This window comes from Vibrio sp. Vb1554, assembly GCF_033344235.1.
On sequence record NZ_JAWPOJ010000008.1, the window covers coordinates 125,413 to 143,989 of the forward strand.

Here is an 18,577-nt window from a genome sequence, read left to right on the forward strand (position 1 = left end):
AACGATCTCAAGAAAACGATTAAATAGAGAGATTTTCTATGTTAATTCGATTTGATGAATGGGTGCACTGCGCAAAGGTTAAAGTTGCATAAAATCAGTTTGATGAAATAGTGTTCAATTAGATGGTAAGTCACTAGCGTAAATTTATGTAACACCTTGTGAATACTAGCTTGTTCTTGTTTATACGGTTTGCCATTCCATTTAATGAAGAATAATTATTTATGTTGGTGTTTGGTAATTGAAATGTTGCGCAGTTTGAGTGTTAAGTCTTCTATTTATGTTATTTTTTGGTGACTTTATAGTGAAAAATAACAATGTTATTCTTATTATTGCATATTGATTTTTGCGCTCCTAGGTTGCATTATCCGCCCGTCAAAAAATACGCTGGTACGTAAAATGGATGCATGAAGCGACGTTTACGATTCTAGATTGCCCATAAACATTACTTAAAAAGCTAAGCACACTTTGACACTTAGCAGGCAATTTGGTGGATGGCTAGGACGCATAGACTGGCGCAACTCACTTTGAGGTACACATGACAGACTTAATCAATTTGATGAACGATCTCCTCTGGGGCTCGATTCTGGTTTATCTTCTTGTTGGTGTTGGTATTTACTTCACCGTTCGATTAGGGTTCATTCAGTTCCGCCATTTCGGCCACATGTTCTCTGTTCTTAAGAACAGCCGTAAAGCAGACAAAGCTGGTATTTCTTCTTTCCAAGCGCTTTGTACTAGTCTTGCTGCACGTGTTGGTACAGGTAACATGGCGGGCGTTGCAGTGGCATTGACTGCGGGTGGTCCTGGTGCGATCTTCTGGATGTGGCTGATTGCAATGCTTGGTATGGCAACATCGTTTGCTGAGAGCACACTGGCGCAGCTATACAAAACCAAAGATGATGATGGCAACTACCGTGGTGGCCCTGCCTACTACATGGAAAAAGGCTTGGGCATGCGTTGGATGGGCGTGTTGTTCTCAGTTTTCCTAATCATCGCTTTTGGTTTGGTATTCAACGCCGTACAAGCTAACTCAATTGCCAATGCAATGAGCAACGCATTTGGTTGGAATAACCTGTATGTCGGTATTGCCGTTGTTCTACTGTCTGCAATTGTTATTTTCGGTGGCATCAAGCGTATCGCAAGAGTTGCTGAGATGATCGTTCCGATCATGGCACTACTTTATCTAGCCCTAGCGCTGTTCATCATGTTCTCTAACCTAGAGAAATTACCTGATGTATTGATGCTTATCTTTAAGAGTGCATTTGGTCTGCAAGAAGCAGCAGCAGGTGGTCTTGGCTACGCAATTGCACAGGCAATGATTAACGGTATCAAGCGCGGTCTATTCTCGAATGAAGCAGGTATGGGTTCTGCACCTAACGCGGCAGCTTCAGCAACACCTTACCCACCACACCCAGCGTCTCAAGGTTACGTACAGATGCTAGGCGTGTTCATGGATACGATCGTTATCTGTTCTGCAACAGTGGCTATCATCCTGATGTCTGGTGAGTATGTCGGTCAAGCAACAGAAGTGACGGGTATCGAGCTAACTCAGCGTGCATTGAGCTCACAAGTTGGCGATTGGGGCGGCATTTTTGTTGCTGTGGCAATCTTCTTCTTTGCGTTTACTTCAATCATTGCAAACTACTCGTATGCTGAAACGAACTTAATCTTCCTAGAGCACAATCATAAAGCGGGCTTAAGCATTTTCCGCGTTATTGTTCTTGGTATGGTGATGTTTGGTGCACTAGCTTCGTTACCAGTCGTATGGTCGCTTGCTGACGTCTCTATGGGTCTGATGGCGATAGTCAACTTAGTGGCGATCATCTTGCTATCTGGCATCGTGATTAAACTGGCAAAAGATTACAACCGCCAGCTTGGTGAAGGCAAAGTGCCAACATTTGATGCGAATGACTTCCCGGAGCTGAAATCTCAGCTTGAAGAAGGCATTTGGTACAACGATAAAAAAGACTAAGTGAGCTATCACTCATAGTTGAAAGCTATTAGTACGATGTAAAAAGCCATGCAGACAATGCATGGCTTTTTTTGTACCCTATTAAAAACAAAATTAGAGAAGGGAAAGTCATGCTTATCGTAGTTTCTCCAGCGAAGACTCTTGATTACGAGTCTCCGTTAGCGACAGAAAAATTTACTCAACCTGAGTTGGTCGAATACTCAAAAGAGCTTATCGATGTTTGCCGCAAACTGACTCCTGCTGATGTTGCCTCTTTAATGAAAGTGAGCGACAAGATTGCCGATTTAAATGTGGGCCGATTCCAAGAGTGGAGTGAAACGTTTACCACGGAAAACTCACGACAAGCCATTCTTGCATTTAAAGGTGACGTTTACACAGGGCTAGACGCCGAAAGTTTATCTGAAGCGGACTTCGAATATGCTCAAGATCATCTGCGTATGCTATCGGGTCTTTATGGTTTACTAAAACCACTTGATTTGATGCAGCCATACCGTCTTGAAATGGGTACCAAGCTTGCAAACGACAAGGGTACGAACTTGTACCAGTTTTGGGGCAATGTAATTACGGACAAGCTTAACGAAGCGATTTCTGCTCAAGGTGATAATGTCCTTATCAACCTTGCATCAAATGAATACTTTAAAGCGGTTAAGCCAAAGAATTTAGATGCGCAAGTGATCACGCCAGTATTCAAAGATTGTAAGAATGGTCAATACAAGGTCATCAGTTTTTACGCGAAGAAAGCGCGCGGTATGATGGCGCGTTACATCATTGAAAACCGTGTTGAGAGCGTTGCAGACCTGACTAAGTTTGATACGGCGGGTTACTACTTTGTGGAAGATGAATCGACGCCAACAGAGTTAGTATTTAAACGCGAAGAGCAAAAATAAAGCTGATTGAGACGTAGTCTACGTTAATCTCTATCAGCACAAACGAAAAAGGGTTGGCATTGCCAACCCTTTGTTATTTTCTAGCTTGAGCTACTTGGCCCCAACAAGATTACTTCTTCTTAGCGGTTTTCTTTTTCGCTACTTTTTTCTTGTCGTCTTTTTTCTTTTTCTTCTTAAACACAGGCTTTTTGTGTTTAGGACGCATCTCTTTCACGAAACGCTCTTTGATGTCTTCTTTCACGTAACGTGCAACGCGATCCATCATTGGTTGGTCGTGTGCTTCTACGATTGAGATAGCGTTACCTTTCTTACCTGCGCGAGCCGTACGGCCGATACGGTGAAGGTAAACATCAGCCGTGCGCGGCATGTCGTAGTTGATAACGTGTGATACATCCGGAAGATCGATACCACGCGCAGCAACGTCCGTCGCGAGCAGCACGTTCACAGTTCCATCGCGGAAGCGAGAAATCGCATTGTTACGACGATCTTGCGGCATTTCACCTTGAATCCAAGAACATGGAATCTGTGCACTTTCAAGCTGCGCTCGTAGCTCAGCCAAACGCTCACGAGTCTTTAAAAAGACGATAGTGCGCTCAGCTTGCTGAGTAATAATGTGTTTTAGTAATTCCAGTTTGTGTTCAGCATCATCAGCTCGGTGGTACCACTGAGCAATTTTCTTACGCTCACGCAGCGGCGATTTTGCGTCGATCTCTGCTGGGTCATTCAACAGATCAGCGGTAAAGCCTTCTACGCCTTTCCCTTCTAACGTTGCTGAGAACAGAAGGGTTTGCTTACGCCAGCGACATTCGTTAGATAGGCGATCGACTGTAGGAGCAAAACCCATATCTAGCATACGGTCTGCTTCATCAAGGATTAACCATTCGATTGCACGACAATCAAAACGTTCTGCATCAATGTATTCTTTTAAACGGCCAGGTGTCGCAACCACAATGTCTTGTGTTGTTGCAAGGATGTCGGCGTGCTCTTGGTACTGAACACCACCAGTGATGGTGAAAATGTTGAGTTTGGTATTTTTTGCCAAAGCACGTGCTTGATCGGCAATTTGCATCGCCAGTTCGCGAGTAGGCGTTAGGATCAAAATACGCGCAGGTCCAGGCTTACGACGAGGGAAGTCTTGCAAGTATTGCAATGCTGGCAGGACGAAGGCGGCCGTTTTACCAGTTCCTGTTGGCGCTGACGCTAGAATGTCACGACCGTCCAACGCTTGTGGAATCGCTTCTGCCTGAATTTTTGTTGGGCGTTCGTAACCCATCTCTTCAATGGCTTCAAGTAGGTTTTGGTCTAGATCAAGTTCAGCAAAGGTTCTGATCACAATGAGTTCTCCACAAGCAAAGCTTGGTTAATGGTTCGCCACAACAGCATAGAATACAAAAAGGTCGCACATTATAAAGTGATTGGTGATAAGGATCACATGTTATTTCACATCTTAAGATAAAACTCGCGGGTTAACTGGATGAAATCATCACTATAGCCGTCATTTGAACGGATAATTAAATGTGACGTCTGCAAATCGCAAGGTCGTTTTGACAGTTCAAATAACAGTCGGTGTACTGGTTTCTTTTCTGATGGTTGCACACGACAGATCCGCGATAGATACCAACTTTGGTTTAATGCTAGCTCAATGAACTGCTCGCCTTCGGTGATTGGCAACACAAAACTAGCTCTCCCTTCGTCATCAAGCAAATGATAGCAACGCTGTAGCAATGCGTTATGGCCTAGCGTATCAGTGTGCCTCGCGGTTGCACGTTGACTGTGTTTCGATTGCTCGCCGCTGTTGAAGTAGGGCGGGTTACAAATGATGCGTTGGAATGGATGTGTCGGCGTAAAGTGCAGTATGTCGGTGTGATGCACACTTACACGATCTGACCAAGGAGACTGGGCCATATTTTTTTGCGCGGCAGCAACGGCTGTTAATTCGATATCGACCGCGGTTATTTGAGCTTCTGTAAAGCGTTGAGCACACATCAGGGCAAGCAGGCCAGTGCCAGTGCCAATATCGAGAATTTTAGCGTCGTTAGGGCTTTGAATCCAAGCACCAAGCATTACCCCATCTGTGCTGACTGGCATACCACTCTCGCCGCCCTCAATACAAAATTGCTTAAAATTGAAGCCTTTAGTTTTCAGTTTTTTGTTCTTCATGATTGTTTTATATTTGCTCAATAATTAAGTGGATTGCTCTATTGTTTATTAATTGTATAGATTGTTGTTTTGTTGGTTACTAAATTGTATTGTTAATTGATCGAGATAAAGAACTGGTCTGTTATTTGGATCTGGTTATATCCACTGCTTTTAAGTTTGAAAACTAAATTAATATGGTGTTTTTTTCTTAAAGGTTGCCAAATGATGAGTCTTTCGTCATTATGCGGCGAAAATTTTATAGATTGAACCACGTGTACTTATTGACTTTAGGTATACAAAAAGTGGTCTAAGCATACACAACATTCATTAATTAAAAGACAAGGGTTATCTGTGAAGCAGACGTTAAAACTAACAGATATTATCGCAGTAGGCTTTATGCTATTTGCGTTCTTTTTAGGTGCGGGCAATATTATCTTTCCACCTCTAGCGGGTCAGTTAGCGGGTGAAAACTTAATGCCAGCTATGTTTGGTTTCTTGCTAACAGCGGTAGGTCTACCTCTTATTACTATCGTTGCTATTGCTGTTGCTGGTGGTTCTTGGGATCACTTGACGCAAGATCTTCCGAAAAAAGCGGCAGTTCTTATGGCTGCACTGATTTTCATCATCATTGGTCCTGCGTTTGCAGCGCCTCGTACTGGCCTAGTGGCTTACGAGATGGCGGTGAAACCTTTCTTCCTTGAGGCGTCACAAACGCATCTGACAGCGTTCTCAGTGATCTTCTTTATCGCAGCAATGATGTTCTCATGGTTCCAAGGCCGTTTGATCGATCTCATCGGTAAAGTACTGACACCAGCATTGTTCGTTGGTTTGATCATTCTTGCTGTCGCTGTCTTCCTTGATCCTCAGGGCGATATGATTGGCGCGCACGGTGAATACCTAACGCAGCCTCTGACCAAAGGCTTCTTAGAAGGCTACAACACAATGGATACGTTCGCGTCATTGATGTTTGGCATGCTGATGGTTGATGCACTGCGCGGTAAAGGCATTACTGAGCGCTCTGCAACTACTAAATATCTGATCTATGCAGGTTGTATTGCTGCTGCTGGTCTTGCGTTTGTTTACATCTCACTATTTTACTTAGGTGCGACGAGTGCAACGGTTGCTGCTGGTGCTGATAATGGTGGCCTAGTGCTTAGCCAATACGTTCAAGCGTTGTTTGGTCCATACGGTCAAATCGTTCTGTCTGTCATCGTATTGCTAGCGTGTCTGACAACCGCGATTGGCTTGATTTCTGCGTGTTCAGATTTCTTCAGCTCGAAAACACCACTGTCATACAAGCAATGGGTACTGATTAATGGTTCTGTTTGTGCATTGGTTGCAAACGTTGGTCTTGCGCAGCTGATTTCTCTGTCAGTGCCAGTATTGTTTGCGCTGTACCCTGTGGCGATTGCGTTGGTTGCACTAACATTTGTGCGCAGCAAACTGCCGAATCCACGCTTTGCTTACCGTGCAGTACTGCTTGTATCTCTGCTGTTTGCGTTGGTTGATGCGGCAAAAGTATCGGGTATTGATGTTTCTGCGTTTAACATGTTGCCATTATTCGAAGTCGGCATGGGTTGGGTGCTTCCAACATTTGCGGCTATCGTGTGCATGTTCTTCATCGCGAAACCTCGCCCAGAGCTAGCACAAGAAACCGCGTAATCACTTCGCGTTATCAAGATAATAAAAAGCCCGATGAATTACTTCATCGGGCTTTTTACTTTTTAATGATGACGTGTTTGCGCTATTAAAGCGTGTCGTGGAATTCCACAAGAACTTGTTCACACCATTTTTCGATGCGTTCATCACTCAGTTCGTACTGTGAGTCTTCATCTAACGCAAGTCCAACAAACTTGCTGCCATCTTCGATCAATGCTTTCGATGCTTCAAATTCGTAGCCTTCATTTGGCCAGTAACCGATAAAGGTTGCGCCTGTGGCTTGCAATTCATCGTGAAGTAAGCCCATCGCATCTAAATACCACTCTCCGTAACCTTCTTGGTCACCCAGACCAAACAGCGCTACAACTTTGCCTTTCAGTGGCGTGGTCGCGATGTCTTGCCAAATCGCGTTCCAATCTTCTTGAATTTCACCAAAATCCCAAGTTGAGATGCCAAGGAGTAATAAGTCGTAGTCCGCCATTAGTGATAACGGTGTCTCTTTCACATTGTGAATGTCGACAAGGTCTTCACCAATAAGGGTACGAATTTTCTCTGCTGCCATTTCGGTGTAGCAGGTCGTTGAGCCGTAAAAGAGTCCGATTTTCATTATATTCGTCGTTATTTGTGTTGCTGTTGTGGAAGATTCTAACCATAAATTGAGGAAGATTGCAGCGAATATCCTATGTGGGATGATTTTTTATGGTATTGGATTGACAGGTGCTTTAATCTAAATACTGTAAATATAAACAGATAAGGAAGCATTCATGACGGCACAACAGCCTGTCAATCAACAAGATTTTTCGCTTGTTGAGCAATTCTTAGATGCGATGTGGATGGAGCGTGGTCTATCAGAGAACACGTTGGCTTCCTACCGAAACGATTTAATGAAGCTGCTCGTGTGGATGGAAAAACATCGATACCGTCTTGATTTTATCAGTTTGTCTGGCTTGCAAGAATATCAAAGCCACCTTGTAGATTTAGATTACAAACAGACGTCTCGTGCGCGTATGTTGTCGGCGATTCGCCGTTTATTCCAATATCTGCATCGTGAGAAGGTGCGTGCTGATGACCCGAGTGCGCTCTTGGTTAGCCCTAAACTGCCACAACGTTTACCCAAAGATATTAGTGAAGAGCAAGTTGACGCGTTGCTCGAAGCGCCAGACCCGAATGACCCTATAGAATTGCGCGATAAAGCGATGCTAGAGCTACTCTACGCGACAGGGTTGCGTGTGACAGAGCTCGTCAGTTTGACCATGGAAAATGTTAGCTTGCGCCAAGGGGTGGTGCGCGTGACTGGTAAAGGTGGTAAAGAACGCCTGGTTCCTATGGGGGAAAACGCGGTCGATTGGATCGAGACGTTCATTCAACAAGGGCGCCCTGCGTTACTTGGTGATACATCATCTGATATTGTTTTTCCTAGTAAACGCGCAAGACAGATGACTCGTCAGACGTTTTGGCACCGTATTAAGTACTATGCTTTGATAGCAGGGATTGATACTGATCAGCTGTCGCCGCACGTACTGCGGCATGCCTTTGCCACGCATTTATTGAACTATGGCGCAGATCTCAGGGTCGTACAGATGCTTTTAGGACATAGTGACTTATCGACCACGCAAATTTATACTCACGTGGCGACTGAACGATTGAAGCAGATCCACAGTCAACACCACCCAAGAGCGTAACAATGGTTAGATTCATCCATGTCTTCTTGGAAAAACGATTTTACATTAAGGTGAATTTCATGAGCGTATTACGCCGACTAACTCTGCTGACTTTACCATTTTTTGTTACCGCTTGTGGTGCAGAAGAAAGTCAGGCTCAAACGGAGACTCCTGCGCAACAAGTAGCGCCAGCTGCACAAAGCGGCTTTGATGAAGCAGCATTAAAAACTAAGTTCTCAAAGCTTGGTTTATCTATCGTTGATATTCAACCATCAGACGTCGCTGGCTTATTGGAAATTCAAACCAATGGCGGGATCCTGTTTGCTTCAAATGATGGTAGCCACTTTATCGCCGGTACGCTTTATGCCATTAATGATGATGGCAGTTACAAAGATGTCATAGCAGAGCGTCAAGCGCCGCTTAACGCCGAGAAAATTGCGCAGTTCTCCGATAGCATGATCGAATACAAAGCCGACGATGAAAAGTACGTTGTGACCGTATTCACTGATATCACCTGTGGTTACTGTGTGCGTCTGCATAGCCAAATGCAAGGCTATAATGATCTAGGTATCACAGTGCGTTACATGGCTTACCCTCGCCAAGGTGCAACTGGCCCTGTGGCAGAGCAAATGGCAACGATTTGGTGTGCTGAAGATCCGGCGTCGGCAATGCACAACGCGAAAGTGAATCGTACATTTGATAACCCTGCGAAAGACTTAAAACAGTGTAAAGAAACCATCCAGGCGCATTACAATCTAGGTCGCCAATTGGGTATTTCTGGTACGCCAGCAATCTTCTTACCGAATGGCGAAATGGTTGGTGGCTACCTACCACCTGCAGAGCTATTGAAACGTTTAAAGCAACTATAATCCATTAGGAGCAGAGCCGGCAAAGTTGTCGGCTCTTTTAAGCATGATAGAAATTCAACGACGTCCTGAACCTGATCTTTCCCTTCTTCCTGATTCCATTCCTCCGATTCTTAAACGTATCTACATCAACCGTGGGATAACGGATCTTTCACAATTAGAAACGTCGGCCCGTGGGTTGCATTCATATCAAAAACTCGGGGGGATTGAGCAAGCTGTCGATCTTTTGTTTCAGGCGATAAAAGAACAAAAACGCATCATCGTTGTCGGTGATTTTGACGCTGATGGTGCGACAAGCTCAGCATTATCAGTACTCGCGCTGCGTATGCTTGGTAGTCACAATGTGGATTACTTAGTGCCAAATCGTTTTGAAGACGGTTATGGGTTAAGTCCAGAAGTCGTTGACCAAGCCTTAGAGCTTGGCGCTGAGATGATCATGACGGTGGATAACGGCGTCTCATCAATCGAAGGTGTGCGTTACGCAAAAGAAAATGGCATTACCGTGCTCGTTACCGATCACCACTTGCCTGGACAAGTGTTGCCTGATGTGGATGCAATGGTGAACCCAAATCTTGAGAGCTGTAGCTTTCCATCTAAAGCGCTTGCGGGGGTGGGGGTCGCGTTTTATCTCATGATGGCACTATGCGTTCATATGCGAAAACACAATTGGTTTGCAGAACAGGGGATGCAAGAACCCAAGTTGATGGAACTGATTGACCTTGTTGCACTGGGTACCGTCGCCGACGTCGTTCCATTGGATGAAAACAACCGCATTCTTGTACACCAAGGCTTGCAACGTATTCGTGCGGGCAAAGCGCGTCCCGGTATCCAAGCGTTAATTGAGGTCGCGAAGCGCGATGCGCGTCGTTTAGTTGCGTCTGACTTTGGCTTTGCTTTAGGTCCACGTATTAACGCAGCAGGCCGTCTTGATGACATGTCTTTCGGTGTTGAACTGTTGATGTGTAACAACATCCACGCTGCTCGTCGCATGGCAAGTGAATTGGATGGCTTGAACCAAACTCGTAAAGAGATTGAAGAAGGCATGAAGCAAGAAGCGATGGCTTTCTGTGAGCGCCTTCAGTTTGGTGAAGGCAATGAGCTTCCTTATGGCCTAGCCTTGTTCCAACGTGATTGGCATCAAGGTGTGATTGGTATTTTGGCTTCGCGTATTAAAGAGAAGTTTCACCGTCCAGTCATTGCATTTGCTGATGGCGGAGAAGGGACGATTAAAGGCTCGTGTCGTTCTATTCCGGGGCTACACATGCGTGATGCGTTGGATTTCATCGACACGCAAAACCCGGGTTTGATCATCAAGTTTGGTGGACACGCCATGGCAGCAGGCTTAACGATTAAAGAGCAGGATTTTGAGCGTTTCAGTCGTTTGTTTGATGAAGTGGTAAAAAAGGAACTCGATGAAGCGGCGCTAAAAGGCGTGATCATGTCAGATGGTGAACTTAAGCCGGAAGAGTTCTCTATGCATGTTGCTGAACAGCTGCGATCGGGTGGCCCTTTTGGACAAGCTTTCCCAGAGCCAATCTTTGATGGTGAGTTTAAAGTACTGCATCAAAAGCTGGTGGGTGAGAAGCATCTTAAATTGATGTTAGAGCCGCTTTATAAAGGTCACCCTACCAATGTGATGATCGACGGCATTGCATTCAATGTTGATCTACGCCGATGGCCAGATGCATCGGTTAAAACAGTACGTCTCGCGTATAAGCTGGATGTGAATGAATTTCGTGGTAATCAATCATTGCAATTGATGATCGACCATATCGAAGCTAAGTAATACCTAGATTAACCTTTCTTATAGAGTACGGTTGCCCCTAAGTGGGCGTAAAATTTTATGACCGTGCTCTCTCTCACCGCAATCTGATTTCTCATCCGAAATTTTCCTGTATCTCGGTCACATTTTTCAGTAGAATTTCTCGGTTAAATTCTATTCTAAAATGTTGAGTAAACATGTTTGAAATCAATCCAATTAAAAACCGTCTACAGGACGTGTCTCAGCGCACAAATGTCCTGAGGGGGTATCTTTGACTATGACGCGAAGAAAGAGCGTCTAGAAGAAGTCAACGCAGAACTTGAACAACCAGATGTATGGAACGAACCTGAGCGTGCGCAAGCACTGGGCAAAGAGCGTGCATCACTAGAAGCGGTTGTTGAAACCATTGATCAACTAGAGCAAGGTGTGGAAGATGTAGAAGGTCTTCTTGAGCTGGCTGTAGAAGAAGAAGATCAAGAAACATTTGACGAAATTGAACCAGAACTTGCTGAGTTGGAAGAGAAGCTAGAAAAGCTTGAATTCCGTCGTATGTTCTCTGGCGACCACGATGGCTCTGATTGTTACATCGATTTGCAAGCAGGCTCTGGTGGTACAGAAGCACAAGACTGGACTAACATGCTGCTGCGTATGTACCTACGTTGGGCAGAAGCGAAGGGCTTCAAAGCTGAAGTGATTGAAGTCTCTGAAGGTGAAGTCGCGGGTCTTAAGTCGGCAACAGTTCGCATCTCTGGTGAATATGCGTACGGTTGGTTACGTACTGAAACGGGCGTTCATCGTCTTGTTCGTAAATCTCCGTTCGATTCAGGCGGTCGTCGCCATACGTCATTTGCTTCTGCGTTCATCTATCCAGAGATTGATGAAAACATCGACATCGACATTAATCCTTCCGACCTACGTATTGACGTTTACCGTGCGTCAGGCGCAGGTGGTCAGCACGTAAACACCACAGAATCTGCGGTACGTATTACGCACGTACCTACGAACACAGTGGTTCAGTGTCAGAATGACCGTTCTCAACATAAGAACAAAGATCAGGCAATGAAACAGCTTCGAGCGAAGCTATTTGAGCTTGAATTGCAAAAGCAAAATGCGGAAAAACAAGCTAATGAAGACGCTAAGTCTGACATTGGCTGGGGTAGCCAGATCCGTTCTTACGTATTGGATGACTCACGTATTAAGGACCTCCGTACGGGCATTGAAAACCGTAATACTCAAGCGGTTCTTGATGGCGATCTGGACAAATTTATTGAAGCTAGCCTGAAATCAGGTCTTTAAAGCTTTTCACCGACAAAAACAGGATACATCGAAAATGACTGATGCTGTTCAAAACGAAACTGTACTAGAAGAAAATAAGCTGATTGCTGAACGCCGCGCTAAACTGGATGCAATCCGAAAGAGCTGCAAAGCGAACGGCCATCCAAACGACTTCCGTCGTGACGCACTAGCGGGCGACCTTCAGAAAGAGTTCGGTGAAAAGACGAAGGAAGAGCTAGAAGAGCTTAACCACGTAGTAGCAATCGCTGGCCGTATCATGGCTAAACGTGGTCCATTCTTGGTAATTCAAGAAACTTCTGGCCGTATCCAAGCTTACGCTGACAAAGCGGTTCAAAAAGTACTTAAAGAAAAATACCAAGGTCTAGATATCGGTGACATCATCGGTGTTAAAGGTGCACTTCATAAGTCTGGTAAGGGTGACCTATACGTGAACATGGAAGAGTACGAGTTGCTAACCAAAGCACTACGTCCACTTCCAGAAAAGTTCCACGGTCTAACTGACCAAGAGATGCGTTACCGCCAACGTTACGTTGACCTGATCGTTAACGAAGAATCTCGTCAAGCGTTCGTAGTACGTTCTAAAGTAATGTCTGCAATCCGCAACTTCATGATCTCTAAGCAGTTCATGGAAGTTGAAACGCCAATGATGCACGTTATCCCTGGCGGTGCGAGTGCGCGTCCATTCATCACGCACCACAACGCACTAGACATGCCAATGTACCTACGTATCGCGCCAGAGCTATACCTGAAGCGTCTAGTTGTTGGTGGTTTTGATCGCGTATTCGAAATCAACCGTAACTTCCGTAACGAAGGCCTTTCTCCACGCCACAACCCAGAATTCACAATGATGGAATTCTACATGGCGTACGCAGACTACAAAGATCTGATGGACCTAACTGAAGAACTACTAAGCTCAGTGGCGCAAGAAGTTCTAGGTTCAACGTCAATGCCTTACGGTGATGAAACGGTTGAGTTTGGTGGTACTTACACTCGTATGAGCATGTTCGAAGCAATCAAGCACTACAACCCAGACCACGCGCAAATCCAAGCGCTAACAGAAGAAGACCTACAAAACCGTGATCTAATGGTTTCTATCGCGAAATCTGTTCACGTTGAAGTAGAACCTTTCTGGACATGTGGTCAGCTTCTTGAAGAGATCTTTGGTGAAACAGCAGAACCTAAGCTAATGCAGCCTACGTTCATCACTGGTTACCCAGCAGATATTTCTCCGTTGGCTCGTCGTAGCGACGATAACCCGTTCTTTACAGACCGCTTTGAGTTCTTTATCGGTGGCCGTGAAGTAGCGAACGGTTTCTCAGAGCTTAACGATGCTGAAGACCAAGATGCACGCTTTAAAGCACAGGTTGAAGCGAAAGAGTCTGGTGACGACGAAGCAATGTTCTACGATGCAGACTACATCACTGCTCTAGAGCACGGCCTACCGCCAACAGCAGGCCAAGGTATCGGTATCGACCGTTTGGTTATGCTACTGACTAACACGCACACTATCCGTGACGTGATCTTATTCCCTGCAATGCGCCCGCAAGCGTAATTCGATAGGATGAGTAAAAACCACCTTCGGGTGGTTTTTTTTTGCCTTTTAGTTAAGCTGATTCAAGTTGTTGCATTTGCTTTTTAATGGGATATGCAAATAAACATTCGCCAAATCTCAATCTATTGCATAGTCTTAATACTGAGACAGACGTGAGGGGGCGGAGTCTCGATAATGTTACCCGCTCGCAAAGATAAGTTTGTGGCACAAAATTTCTATTAACAATGAAAAAGGGTTAGAGAATGGCTGGGCAGTTTAAGATGGATTCCATCCCGGGATCGCTTGTGGTAGTTGGCGGTACTTATGAGCCTTGGTTATCGGTACTGGAGCAAGTGGGCTGGAAGTGTCACCAAGTAGGTGACTTACGCAAAGCTAATACGCTGTTAGAAGATATTGGTCCATGTATCGGTATTGTTGATCTCAGCCATGACGAGTTCAGCTTGAATGGTTTGGCGAACTTAGTCAGCTCTCACAAACACGTACGTTGGTTAGCGTTTATTCGTGAATCTCAGCTTGGCACTGACACCATATGCCAGTTCATTGTTAACTTTTGTATCGATTTTTTCACAGCGCCGATCCCAGATGCACAGTTATTAAGCACAATAGGTCACCAGCTTGGCATGCTTAAGTTGGAGAAAAAAGTTTGGCCTAGTTTTGGTAGCAGTTTAGATATGGGTTTGATCGGTGAATCTATCCCGATGAAACGTTTACGCGATCAAGTGAAGCGCATTGGTCCAACGGACGTCAGTATTCTGATTTCTGGGGAAAGTGGGACTGGTAAAGAGGCGGTTGCTAGGGCCATCCATAAAGTCTCTTCACGCTCTCATAAACCGTTTATGGCAATTAACTGTCGCGCACTCAATGAACAACGTTTCCAAGCTGAAGTATTTGGTATTAACGCCGATGAAGATATGGAAGCATGCCTGCTTGAACAAGCAGATGGCGGCACCGTGTTGTTTAACGACATTCTTACCATTTCAAAAGAGCAGCAAATGAATCTGCTGAGATTCTTGCAAGAAGGCACCATTGATACCAAAGATGGCGTAAAAGCGGTTAACGTGCGTATTCTTGCTGCTAACTCGTCAGATGTTGAAAAAGCTTTGATTGACGGTGACTTCAATGAAGAGCTTTACCATTACATCAACGTTTTGCGCATCAATGTCCCTAGCTTGAAAGAACGTGCGAGTGACATCGCATTGCTGGCTCGTTTCTACTTACAAGAGTTCTCAAAAGAGTACAACTCGCAAGCAAAAAGCTTTTCTGAGGATGCATTCAAGGCACTGACACGTTATTTCTGGCCTGGAAATGTGCGTGAGCTGATGAACCAAGTGAAGCGAGCGGTATTAATGTCCGACAGCGTAATGATTGAAGAGCATCACTTAGATTTACCTCAACGTAATGACTCAAAGCGCAGCTTGAAATCAATCCGTGAGAAGAGTGAACGTGATGCGTTGCTAGTTGTTTTGGAATCTCATTCTGGTCAAGTTTCAAACGCGGCGAAAGAGCTAGGAGTTTCGCGTGCAACCATGTATCGACTACTTAATAAACATAATTTGATTTCCGAACAAGCCATGTAGTTGGCCTTTCCCTGTGTCAAATAGGCGAATAAATACAATAAAAGAGTGGCCACAGAGCCGCTCTTTTTATTTTTTGTTTGGTTTGATTTATAAAATCCGCAAATTTATATATTCCTCAGGTGAATATGTTATACATAAAAGTATATGAAACTAAATTGCGGTGTATTGATTTGTTTTTAATCAAAAAGGCAAAAAATGTTTGATATATATTCATCAAAGCTTACAATTTAACCGTAACTCAGTGAGTTATACCTTTCATAAACGGATTAATTTTTAGCTAGGAGGCGCAAGATGAAACATTACGTTGTTAACACCACTGCTTGCGCTGATCGTATGCCTATCGCTCCGATAACCCTTAAATCGGATGATACCAATACCACTGGCTCACAAGATAAAAATTAATCCGTAACCTATCATATTTATTACTAGGCTGCGGAAAAGTAGCGGCTTAGTATCAACAGAATATTTCTGTTCATTTTACGCACTATTTTTCCCAGTCGAATACATCGATAATCGGAGAAAATATTATGCGTCACTCTATTTACCTACAATTGGCCACTTTGCTATTGAAAGCAGACCTTAAACGCGAAGAAAAGCAATGGCAGCGCACCATACGCCGAACTGCTCATGATATTCCATGGACGAATGTTCATCTATTGAGAGATATTGGTTTAGATCGCGATGGTCGTTCTACACGTGCCAATGTTCCGGATGCAGTTAAAGTTGAACGTCGAGTTCGTCACCTTCGTCGAGTTTTAACGTCGCGAATAATGACGTAATCGTTAGCGTGTTGGACTGACTGAGTTGTTAACGAGTCATTCAACACGCTTAACTTTTTATATGAAGTATGACTTCATTGGATAAACAGCTGGTCTTGAAGATCAGCTGTTTTCGTTTGAAGGGAGCTTTACTGTTAAGGGCAAGGATTCGAGTAAGTGGTACCTATTGCTTGAATTTCAGTAAGTAGTTCGTCGCTAAGTTGCAAATCAATACTGTCGATATTGGCTTTTAATTGGTCTAGGTTTGTTGCTCCGATAATGTTAGAAGCAACAAATGGACGCTGATTGACAAACGCGAGCGCCATTTGTGCAGGGTTTAGACCATGCTCTTGAGCTAAATTGACGTAAGCTTCGGTCGCTTTAACACCTTGTGGAGTGAAGTAGCGCGCAAAACGCTCCCACTTAGTACATCGAGCGCCTTCAGGTTTTGCCCCGTTTAGGTATTTACCACTCAGGCAGCCAAATGCCAAAGGAGAGTAGGCAAGTAACTGAACGCCTTCGTAATGGCTGATTTCAGACAAGCCAACTTCGAAGCTGCGGTTCAATAAGTTATATGGGTTTTGAATGGAGACAATTCTTGGCAAATCGTGTTTTTCTGCCAAACGCAATAGCGACATCACACCCCACGGCGTCTCGTTGGATACGCCGATATAGCGCACTTTACCTGCATTCACTAATTCAGTAAGCGCTTCCAACGTTTCAATTAACGTGACTTCTTCTTGTTTGTCAGGGTATGGGTAGTTGAGTTGACCAAAGCAGTTGGTTTGACGCTGCGGCCAATGTAGTTGGTACAAATCGACATAATCGGTTTGTAGACGATTAAGGCTGTCATCAATTGCTGTATGGATGTGGCGACGATTAAGGCTCATGTTGTCTCTAATGTGAGGAACATTGCGAGGGCCTGCCACTTTTGTTGCCAGTACTACTTTCTCTCTTTTGCCGCTTTTTGCTAACCAATTACCGATGTATTGCTCGGTGAGCCCTTGTGTTTCCGAGTTTGGCGGTACAGGGTACATCTCTGCGGTATCGATGAAGTTCACCCCATGATCGAGGGCAAAGTCGAGCTGTTCAAAGGCGTCCTTTTCTGTGTTTTGCTCGCCAAACGTCATAGTGCCGAGGCAGATTTTACTGATCTCAAGTGATGAGTGCGGTAGTTTTGTGTATTGCATATCACGTCCTTGAAGAGTTACCGACTAAATAAGTGACTCCAATATAGGGGATTTTTAGCCGCAATCGCAAATGATTTACGTATAAAGGGAGAGCAAACTCGAAAGCTACAGTTAGCCTAACTACACTTAAATAATCGTGTGAAGGAGGTATGTTATGCAGAAGCATCAATTGGACATGTGGCTACATGGTCCACATAAAGATACTTATAAAACTCCCAAAGTATTTGTGATTGGGTGTTCTGATGTCTCTGACTATCTTTTAGCTGTGGAGTACAAGCATCAACTTGAGCCGATTAAAGACGGTGAAGACCCGATACATTTTGGCTCTCTAGACTTAGTAAAAGAAGAATTATTGAGGCTAGGGGTCGATAAAGCGTATTTAAGGCTGCGTAATGCGTATGACGAATGTGGCACTGAAGAGGCAGCCTCGTACTGCGATATTGAGTTATCGCTCGTGACGCACTAAATAGCTGATATAGTTTTATTCTGGTTGAGTGTTAATGTAGTGCTTGAGTAAGATCTGTTCAGTAAACTGTGTTCTAAGGTAAAAGCCTCGGGGCAGAGTTTTCATCGGCTTACCATTTGAGTTATATGCTTCGGTGAGCGCTTTTGCATTTGCGGCTTTAGGGCGAAGATGCAGCGCTTCTCCGTGTCTGGCGGAAATTTGATCAAATCTTCCCAAGACGATCATCTCCATTAACTCTTCCCAGTCATTTCGCAAAATCCGTTCTTCTTCTTCATCTGGTGACCAAATGAGTGGACTGCCCACACGTCTTTCAGCGAGTGGGATTTCTCGTTCTCCTTCTACGGGTACCCAAAGCACACGAGATAGCTTGTTTCGAACATGACTTGTTTCCCATGTAAGACCATGAACACCAGTGAGGGGGGCCACAGAAACAAAGGTTGTTTCTAAAGGTTTGCCAGAGTAACTGATCGGAATACTTTTCAACTCGATCCCTAGTTTTGCGAAATCTTGTTGAGGTTTACTGCCAGCTGGAGCGCCCAAGTGCCATTCGAGTAATTGACCCACCCAACCTTTATCACGTTTTAAGTTTTCAGGAACAATCATATTCGCCTCGGCGGCCAACTCAGCAAAACTGAGTCCTGCCATATCATGCGCTCGTTCCAATAGCTCTGCTTCTGTTTGTGGTTCTGGTTTCATAGTTACAAGGTGGTATTACAAAAAATATAGTTTATCAAACTCCGACCAAATCTACTGTTTAAGATTTCACCGAGGCGGTGTAAGAACGATCAATTCATA

At 44.5% G+C, this 18,577-nt stretch carries 16 protein-coding genes; 11 read left to right on the top strand and 5 right to left on the bottom strand.

Annotation, left to right across the window (positions count from 1 at the left end; translation table 11 throughout):
• The first annotated feature begins 535 nt into the window (after positions 1–535).
• Positions 536–1,969, top strand: coding sequence for an alanine/glycine:cation symporter family protein (locus R8N28_RS09230; protein ID WP_005381800.1), 1,434 nt, complete (start codon positions 536–538; stop codon positions 1,967–1,969).
• Positions 1,970–2,079: 110 nt separating this feature from the next.
• The gene (gene yaaA / locus R8N28_RS09235) at positions 2,080–2,856 is read left to right on the top strand and encodes a peroxide stress protein YaaA (RefSeq protein WP_005382848.1); all 777 of its coding nucleotides are present in this window, start codon (positions 2,080–2,082) and stop codon (positions 2,854–2,856) included.
• Positions 2,857–2,965: 109 nt separating this feature from the next.
• On the opposite strand, the gene srmB is transcribed toward yaaA, so the two are convergent.
• Positions 2,966–4,189 (bottom strand): ATP-dependent RNA helicase SrmB, encoded by a 1,224-nt coding sequence (gene srmB / locus R8N28_RS09240; protein WP_005381797.1) that lies wholly within the window; start codon positions 4,187–4,189, stop codon positions 2,966–2,968.
• 107 nt (positions 4,190–4,296) lie between these two features.
• The gene (locus R8N28_RS09245) at positions 4,297–5,016 is read right to left on the bottom strand and encodes a tRNA1(Val) (adenine(37)-N6)-methyltransferase (protein ID WP_017635070.1); all 720 of its coding nucleotides are present in this window, start codon (positions 5,014–5,016) and stop codon (positions 4,297–4,299) included.
• A gap of 330 nt (positions 5,017–5,346) precedes the next feature.
• Between R8N28_RS09245 and brnQ the strand changes: the two genes are divergently transcribed.
• The gene (gene brnQ / locus R8N28_RS09250; RefSeq protein WP_005381792.1) at positions 5,347–6,657 is read left to right on the top strand and encodes a branched-chain amino acid transport system II carrier protein; all 1,311 of its coding nucleotides are present in this window, start codon (positions 5,347–5,349) and stop codon (positions 6,655–6,657) included.
• Positions 6,658–6,742: 85 nt separating this feature from the next.
• On the opposite strand, the gene fldB is transcribed toward brnQ, so the two are convergent.
• Positions 6,743–7,261, bottom strand: coding sequence for a flavodoxin FldB (gene fldB / locus R8N28_RS09255; RefSeq protein ID WP_005381790.1), 519 nt, complete (start codon positions 7,259–7,261; stop codon positions 6,743–6,745).
• A 157-nt stretch (positions 7,262–7,418) separates the two neighbouring features.
• Between fldB and xerD the strand changes: the two genes are divergently transcribed.
• The 7 genes from xerD (at position 7,419) to R8N28_RS09290 (ending at position 16,147) form a co-directional block, all read left to right on the top strand.
• Positions 7,419–8,336: a site-specific tyrosine recombinase XerD gene (xerD, locus tag R8N28_RS09260; protein WP_005381788.1), complete on the top strand. Its 918-nt coding sequence runs from the start codon at positions 7,419–7,421 to the stop codon at positions 8,334–8,336.
• 59 nt (positions 8,337–8,395) lie between these two features.
• Positions 8,396–9,184, top strand: coding sequence for a bifunctional protein-disulfide isomerase/oxidoreductase DsbC (dsbC, locus tag R8N28_RS09265; protein WP_005381786.1), 789 nt, complete (start codon positions 8,396–8,398; stop codon positions 9,182–9,184).
• A gap of 43 nt (positions 9,185–9,227) precedes the next feature.
• Positions 9,228–10,967 carry a single-stranded-DNA-specific exonuclease RecJ gene (gene recJ, locus R8N28_RS09270; RefSeq protein ID WP_017821504.1) on the top strand — a complete coding sequence of 580 codons (1,740 nt, stop codon included), beginning with the start codon at positions 9,228–9,230 and terminating at the stop codon, positions 10,965–10,967.
• A 173-nt stretch (positions 10,968–11,140) separates the two neighbouring features.
• A protein-coding gene (prfB, locus tag R8N28_RS09275) for a peptide chain release factor 2 (protein WP_193837555.1) occupies positions 11,141–12,239 on the top strand; the annotation gives its coding sequence in 2 pieces (ribosomal slippage) (positions 11,141–11,215 and positions 11,217–12,239; 1,098 coding nt in all).
• 34 nt (positions 12,240–12,273) lie between these two features.
• Positions 12,274–13,791: a lysine--tRNA ligase gene (lysS, locus tag R8N28_RS09280; protein ID WP_193837556.1), complete on the top strand. Its 1,518-nt coding sequence runs from the start codon at positions 12,274–12,276 to the stop codon at positions 13,789–13,791.
• 242 nt (positions 13,792–14,033) lie between these two features.
• Positions 14,034–15,368 (top strand): cyclic-di-GMP-binding transcriptional regulator VpsR, encoded by a 1,335-nt coding sequence (gene vpsR / locus R8N28_RS09285; protein ID WP_017635067.1) that lies wholly within the window; start codon positions 14,034–14,036, stop codon positions 15,366–15,368.
• A 527-nt stretch (positions 15,369–15,895) separates the two neighbouring features.
• Positions 15,896–16,147: a hypothetical protein gene (locus R8N28_RS09290; protein ID WP_005381776.1), complete on the top strand. Its 252-nt coding sequence runs from the start codon at positions 15,896–15,898 to the stop codon at positions 16,145–16,147.
• 134 nt (positions 16,148–16,281) lie between these two features.
• On the opposite strand, the gene R8N28_RS09295 is transcribed toward R8N28_RS09290, so the two are convergent.
• On the bottom strand, positions 16,282–17,316 hold the full coding sequence (locus tag R8N28_RS09295) for an NADP(H)-dependent aldo-keto reductase (RefSeq protein WP_005381774.1): 1,035 nt from the start codon (positions 17,314–17,316) through the stop codon (positions 16,282–16,284).
• A 154-nt stretch (positions 17,317–17,470) separates the two neighbouring features.
• Between R8N28_RS09295 and R8N28_RS09300 the strand changes: the two genes are divergently transcribed.
• A complete protein-coding gene (locus R8N28_RS09300; protein WP_005381772.1) occupies positions 17,471–17,782 on the top strand; it encodes a DUF6482 family protein in 312 nt (103 codons plus the stop codon).
• A 15-nt stretch (positions 17,783–17,797) separates the two neighbouring features.
• Here the strand turns inward: R8N28_RS09300 and mutH are convergent, their stop codons facing one another.
• Positions 17,798–18,478 (bottom strand): DNA mismatch repair endonuclease MutH, encoded by a 681-nt coding sequence (mutH, locus tag R8N28_RS09305; RefSeq protein ID WP_017821501.1) that lies wholly within the window; start codon positions 18,476–18,478, stop codon positions 17,798–17,800.
• Between the last annotated feature and the right edge of the window lie 99 nt (positions 18,479–18,577).